Here is a 6,192-nt window from a genome sequence, read left to right on the forward strand (position 1 = left end):
TCGAGAAGAATATCTGGAACCTATCCTGGAAAATGTAGATAAGTTGAAAAAACAAACTGTCAATGCCGTTAACGAGACCATTGGTGTTGGATTACTTCATGTTGTACTTACAAATAAGGATGAAGAATTTCTTTTGAAACTTTCCACACACGCTGCTGATCTGGTGCGTTGCTGGGCTGCTTATACAATTGGACGGAATACAGCAATAAATCTTCGTGAAAAGTTGAAAAAAATACAATCTTTTGCTTCTGATGCTCACTTTGGGGTAAGAGAAATCTGTTGGATGACTATACGCCCGGATATTGCCAAAAATCTTTCGGAAAGCTTATCAATTCTGTCGAAATGGACCCGGCACAAAGATGAAAATATAAGACGTTTTGCCAGTGAATCAACGCGGCCAAGAGGGGTATGGTGTGAGCATATCATAGAATTAAAACAAAATCCGGGATTAGGATTGGAAATTTTGGAACCCTTACGATCAGACCCATCAAGATATGTTCAGGATAGTGTGGGGAATTGGTTGAATGATGCCAGCAAGTCACAACCCGAATTTGTCATAGAAGTTTGCGATGAATGGCTCCGAGATAGTTCAACGAAAGAAACCCAATACATCGTCAAAAAAGCCTTGCGTACTATCCGAAAATAAAGTTATCCACAAAGTGAGAATGTTGATTGTTTTTTGTGAGGTAATATGATGATAATTAGATTGTTGTATAATCCTTTTGTATTGGGCATTTTCATAATTCATATCATTAGTGATATTTGAAAAAAGTTATCCACAAAGTGGAAATGTGAATTGTGTTTTTATTGTAATGATTTATTAACTAGTGTATTATATGTAGCCTTTAAATAAAGCATTGCTGTCATTTGTGACCTTAAAAAAGTTATCCACAATATGAGTTTCCGGTTGATGCTTCTTTGTATGGTCTCTTTTTGAAATTGATATGAGCGCCCCATGCTAAATTTTAATTTTTTTTTAACCTAGCTATATTTTTTGATTAGAAAGAACAATACATTTAGTAGCCAGGATAAAACTCGATTACTCATAACTAAGAAAAGTTATCCACAATATGGAAATGTGAATTGTGTTTTTTTATGTAAATAAATGATAATTAATATATTGTGTAATCCCTTTGTAGAAGGTCTTCAGGAGGATTTTTATAAACTGTAATTTACAAAAAAGTTATCCACAAAGTGAAAATGTTGATTGTTTTTTTATTGAAAATAACTGATACGTAGATTATTATATATAGTCTTTATTTAAAGCATTTGTATCAATATGTATCATAAAAAAGTTATCCACAATATGACTTTTTTGATTGATGTTTCTTTGAAATTTCTGTTCTACGGATATGAATTTGTGAAGTAGAAAAAAGAGATTTTCGTGTTTATTTGTGCTATTCATAGCTGAAAAAGTTATCCACAAACATCGAATATAATTAAATTACTTTTAAAATATAATCAATCAGTACGTTGTTAAACACAAGAAGATACTATTTTGTTATTGAAACTCGAAAGTTATCCACAAAATAATGAATTGATATTAATTTATTGATTGATAATATATTGTGTCTATTTTTATAATGAAAGAATACCCTTACAGAAAAGTTATCAACAAATTCACAAATACAAAATTACCTTTACCATTTTTCGGTTAAATATTTCCAGTATCGTTTGGGGACATGCTGAGCATGAAGTTTCAGGTTTTTTCTTTCTACAATATTGGTTTTGGTAAAGTATCGTTGCCAAAGTACCTGATAGTTTTTTTCTTCATCATGAAATTTCTGCTGGTACAGATTGAAATCTAATTTTTGTTCAGGATAAAAAAAGTCAGAGTTTTCCAAATCATACAGGATTCCGTAATTTCTTCTGATATCATAAATCATCCATTTTTGATCCTGATAACGATCAGTAAAATGTTTTCTGATTAAAGGAAGTACATTGAAATCAGGATCTATTTTTGAAAAGAAAATATCATCCTGCATTTTTTCAAAACGGACAAAGGCGGTCATTCTGTGGCTTTCCCTATCCACTGATTTACAAATTTTGGATATTTTCATAATATCATTGTCAGCGAAGTTTTCCAGGATATTTTCTTCAGGATGTTTTATAGATTGTTTTACTGCAGAAAAAATTACTTTTTCCAGTACAATATCCTCTGATAAAAAAACTTTTAAAAATTTATGTATGCCTTGTTTTCCAAGACTGTGCTCTAATTTTTTTAATACCCGTTCAGATTTATCCGTTTGGGTAATGACTTCATGAATCTCAGCAAAAATATTTTCCTGAAGAAATTTTTCTCTGCTTACAATGTCCACATCCTGATAACGATATTCGAAGACTTCAAATATTGCTGTAAAAAGGCCGTCAAAACTTCCGTCGTAGAGTAGGGTAATCATTATTTAATTTGAGAATGAGATAATTTGAAAATATTTTAACTGTTTTTTGGCAAAAATAAATTAGTGATCATTCATGAAAATAGTTGTGTTTAAAATCAAAATAAACTCAGCTGTTGTGAGAATTGATTTTGAAACTTGGATGAACTTCCGCCTGTCAATAGTTTCCTGAAATTTTTATCCGTCAAATATTTCAGATAGGCATTTCCGGTATTAAAATCGATAAAATACTTTGCCCGGTTTACTGCTGCTCCTAATTTTTTCAAGTGATCAAGATGTAAAACTTGAAAACGCCTTGCGCTGATTATTTTCTGTGCTGTTTTTACACCAATCCCGGGAATTCTTAAAATCATTTGATAGTCAGCAATCTGGATATTTACCGGAAACTGATCCAAATGTCGTAATGCCCAGCTTAATTTAGGATCTACTTCCAAATCGAGAAAAGGAATATCAGGATCTAAGATTTCCTCTGCTTTAAAACCATAAAACCTCATCAGCCAGTCAGACTGATATAATCTGTTTTCCCGCAGCATCGGAACTTCCGTTGTTAAGGATGGAAGTCTTTTATCCTCCAATACCGGAACATATCCGGAATAGTAAACCCTTTTCAGGTTGAAATTTTTATAAAAGTGGTCAGCTACCCTGATGATTTGTAAATCATTTTCATGGGTGGCCCCTACAATCATTTGGGTAGATTGCCCTGCCGGAGCAAATTTGGGAACTCTTTTTAATGATTTCTTTTCATCTTCATATTGGCTGATTCCTTTCTGGATATACCGCATCGGGCTGATCATATCCTGTCTGTTTTTCTCAGGAGCCAATAATTTTAATCCGCTTTCCGTAGGGATTTCAAGATTAACAGATAATCGGTCTGCATATAAAGCAGCTTCCTGCATCAGTTCGTCACTTGCTCCCGGAATGGATTTTAAATGAATGTATCCATTAAAATTTTCTTCCAAACGAAGTTTCTTGGCTACTCTTACCAATCGCTCCATCGTAGTATCTGCATTTTTGAAAATTCCGGAGCTGAGAAATAACCCCTCAATATAATTTCTGCGATAAAAATTAATCGTTAAGTCTACCACTTCTTCCACTGTAAAAGCAGCTCTCTTAATATCATTGGAGCTTCTCGAAACACAATAAGCACAATCATAAATACAATGATTAGTCAGTAAAATTTTAAGCAGAGAAACACATCTTCCGTCTTCTGTATAGGTATGGCAAATTCCGCTTATGGAACTGTCTCCTAAAGCACCCTTTTTATTTTTCCTTGTCCCTCCGCTAGATGAGCAAGAGACATCATATTTTGCTGCATTAGCAAGGATTTCAAGCTTTTCTTTGAGGCGATTGAAATTCATGTTTTTAAAATATGATACGTTTTGTATCGGATTTGTATTTAAATATTGCTCAAATTTAGTTCCAAAATTGATAAATGTCAACCTTTTTTCATGGAAGTTATCAACAAAAAAGAGTCTCAAAATCATTATATTTACGGCTCATTAAAGTTTATATCATAAAATCGCCATGATTTTTGGCAAATACGAATGAAATGACGCGATTGGATATAACTTTTGAAAAAAATAAATTATCTACCTATGAATCATAAACCGATCGAAGGTTTTTCCAAGCTTCCTAAGCAGGGGAAAATCGACTGGCTCGTAAACGAATATCTTGAAGGAAATCAGGAATACCAAAATATATTAAAACAATATTGGAATGACGATGCAGATCTTCAGAAACTTCACGAAGAATTTTCTGAAAATACGATTTCCAACTTTTATATGCCTTACGGAATTGCGCCTAACTTTTTAATTGATGGAAAATTATTGGCCCTTCCAATGGCGGTTGAAGAAAGTTCTGTAGTTGCTGCTGCTTCTAAAGCTGCAAAATTCTGGATCGATAAAGGAGGTTTCAAAACAACCATCATCAATACCGAGAAACTGGGACACACTCACTTTATATTCAATGTAGAATCTCATAAACTATTGCACTTCTTTAATTTTAATTTAAAGAAAAAATTATTGGAGGCTACAGAAGATATCACTGCCAATATGAGAAAGCGTGGTGGTGGAATTCTGAATATCAGTTTGGTTGATAAGACTGCAGAAATGCCCAATTATTACCAATTGAAAGCCAGCTTTGATACAGTTGATTCAATGGGAGCTAATTTTATCAACTCATGTCTTGAGCAGTTTGGAAAAACATTAAGACAAGAAGTCGCTACCAGTGAAGATTTTACTCAGGATGAAAAGAATTCTCTACAGATTGTGATGAATATCCTTTCCAACTTTACTCCGGATTGTATCGTAAGAGCTGAGGTTTCTTGTAAAATGGAAGACCTAAAAGATGACAGTGGTATTTCCCCTGAGGAATTTGCTTCTAAATTTAAGCAAGCTGTTACCATTGCAGAAATAGAGCCTTACCGGGCAACTACTCACAATAAAGGAGTAATGAATGGAGTAGATGCAGTGGTCATTGCTACAGGAAACGACTTCAGAGCGACAGAAGCTTGTGCACATGCTTACGCAGCAAGAGACGGACAATACAGATCGTTGACGCATTGTACAACAGATAATGGTGTTTTCAGATTCTGGATCGATCTTCCAATTTCGGTAGGAGTAGTTGGAGGGCTTACCAATCTTCACCCATTGGTAAAATTCTCGCTGGCTTTACTAGGAAAACCTTCTGCACAGGAATTGATGAGTATTCTGGCCGTTTCAGGATTAGCCCAAAACTTTGGAGCGCTACGTTCTTTAGTGACAACAGGAATTCAAAAAGGTCATATGAAGATGCATTTATTAAATATTTTGAACCAGTTAGGAGCTACAGAAGAGGAAAAGCAACACTTTGTAACTTACTTTAAAGATAAAACAGTAAGTCATCATGAAGTTATCAATGAGTTTAACAGAATGAGAGGAAACTAATGTTACAGATCATTTTGCCTATCATATTTCTCATCTTTGGATTCTTTTTGAAGAAAACCACTTCACCGGGCTTTCAAAGTTCCAGGAGATTTGCCAATATGTTTATCATATTAGGGATTTCTACCTTGGTGGCTAAGTTTATTTTAATGTATTTAAAATCTAAATAGTGAAAAAGAGTGCTTTGTTTTTCATACTGATTTTCGGCCTAAGTTTTTCACAGAAAAATTTAAAAATATCTGATTTACAGCCAAAGACAGAAAACTTCACTTTTCCGGTGATTTCCTACGCGGAAAATCCTTTAGTAGAAAATAAAATAAATACGTTTCTTCAGGTAAATGAGCTGGAATATGTTCCGGATTCCGGCAAAAACCCTTTTAAGTTTGCTTCTACAGCTACCAACTCATATTCCAATTATGTATATTTCTATGATTGGAAAAAATTGGAAGCTCCCAAAAATATTCTGACAATCGGAATGCATGGTGAAGCTTCAGGGGCTTATTCTGAAGACTTTGCAAACTGGAAGAACTTTGATATGAGAACCGGAAATTTCATTAATGCTGAAGATTTATTTCAACCCGCTTCAAAGAAAATAGTTGAAGAGATTATTCAGAAAAAGATAAAGAAAAGAATTTCGGATTTTCTTACCAAACTGAAGTCCGAGAAAAATCCTCCGGAAGAAGCTAAAGATCAGATTGAGCTTTATGACGATTGTTTTATAGAACATACTTTAAAAGATATCGGGTACTTCTTTGGAAAAAGTAAGCTGACTTTTGTTGCAGGAAGATGTTCCAGTCATGCTATGAGAGCACTGGATGAACTCGGCAGTCATGAAATAGCATTTACCTATAAAGAGCTGGAAAAATACTGGAGCC

Annotated in this window: 5 protein-coding genes; 3 read left to right on the plus strand and 2 right to left on the minus strand. The window is 34.0% G+C overall.

All coding sequences use genetic code 11. The features are described 5' to 3' along the window. Positions 1-646, plus strand: a 646-nt coding sequence (locus CW752_RS09140) for a DNA alkylation repair protein (RefSeq protein WP_101239417.1), incomplete at its 5' end; no start/stop codon positions are given. A 994-nt stretch (positions 647-1,640) separates the two neighbouring features. Here CW752_RS09140 and CW752_RS09145 read toward each other — a convergent pair. Together CW752_RS09145 and CW752_RS09150 are read right to left on the minus strand one after the other, a co-directional pair. After that, entirely contained in the window at positions 1,641-2,399 is a 759-nt protein-coding gene (locus tag CW752_RS09145) for a TIGR03915 family putative DNA repair protein (RefSeq protein WP_101239418.1), read from the minus strand. A 95-nt stretch (positions 2,400-2,494) separates the two neighbouring features. Beyond that, a complete protein-coding gene (locus CW752_RS09150; RefSeq protein ID WP_101239421.1) occupies positions 2,495-3,754 on the minus strand; it encodes a putative DNA modification/repair radical SAM protein in 1,260 nt (419 codons plus the stop codon). Between the two features lie 237 nt (positions 3,755-3,991). Between CW752_RS09150 and CW752_RS09155 the strand changes: the two genes are divergently transcribed. Together CW752_RS09155 and CW752_RS09160 are read left to right on the plus strand one after the other, a co-directional pair. After that, complete coding sequence (locus tag CW752_RS09155; protein WP_101239419.1) at positions 3,992-5,320, plus strand: hydroxymethylglutaryl-CoA reductase, degradative; 1,329 nt, start codon at positions 3,992-3,994, stop codon at positions 5,318-5,320. A gap of 166 nt (positions 5,321-5,486) precedes the next feature. Next, the coding region (locus tag CW752_RS09160; RefSeq protein WP_101239420.1) for a hypothetical protein at positions 5,487-6,192 on the plus strand (706 nt) is incomplete at its 3' end.

The sequence above is a fragment of the Chryseobacterium sp. PMSZPI genome, assembly GCF_002835665.1.
GTDB lineage: Bacteria > Bacteroidota > Bacteroidia > Flavobacteriales > Weeksellaceae > Chryseobacterium.

What these genes read in the sequence shown, in the direction of transcription:
- CW752_RS09145 (WP_101239418.1), bottom strand. Translation starts at nt 2,399, where the DNA reads ATGATTACCCTACTCTACGACGGAAGTTTTGACGGCCTTTTTACAGCA.
- CW752_RS09150 (WP_101239421.1), bottom strand. Translation starts at nt 3,754, where the DNA reads ATGAATTTCAATCGCCTCAAAGAAAAGCTTGAAATCCTTGCTAATGCA.
- CW752_RS09155 (WP_101239419.1), top strand. Translation starts at nt 3,992, where the DNA reads ATGAATCATAAACCGATCGAAGGTTTTTCCAAGCTTCCTAAGCAGGGG.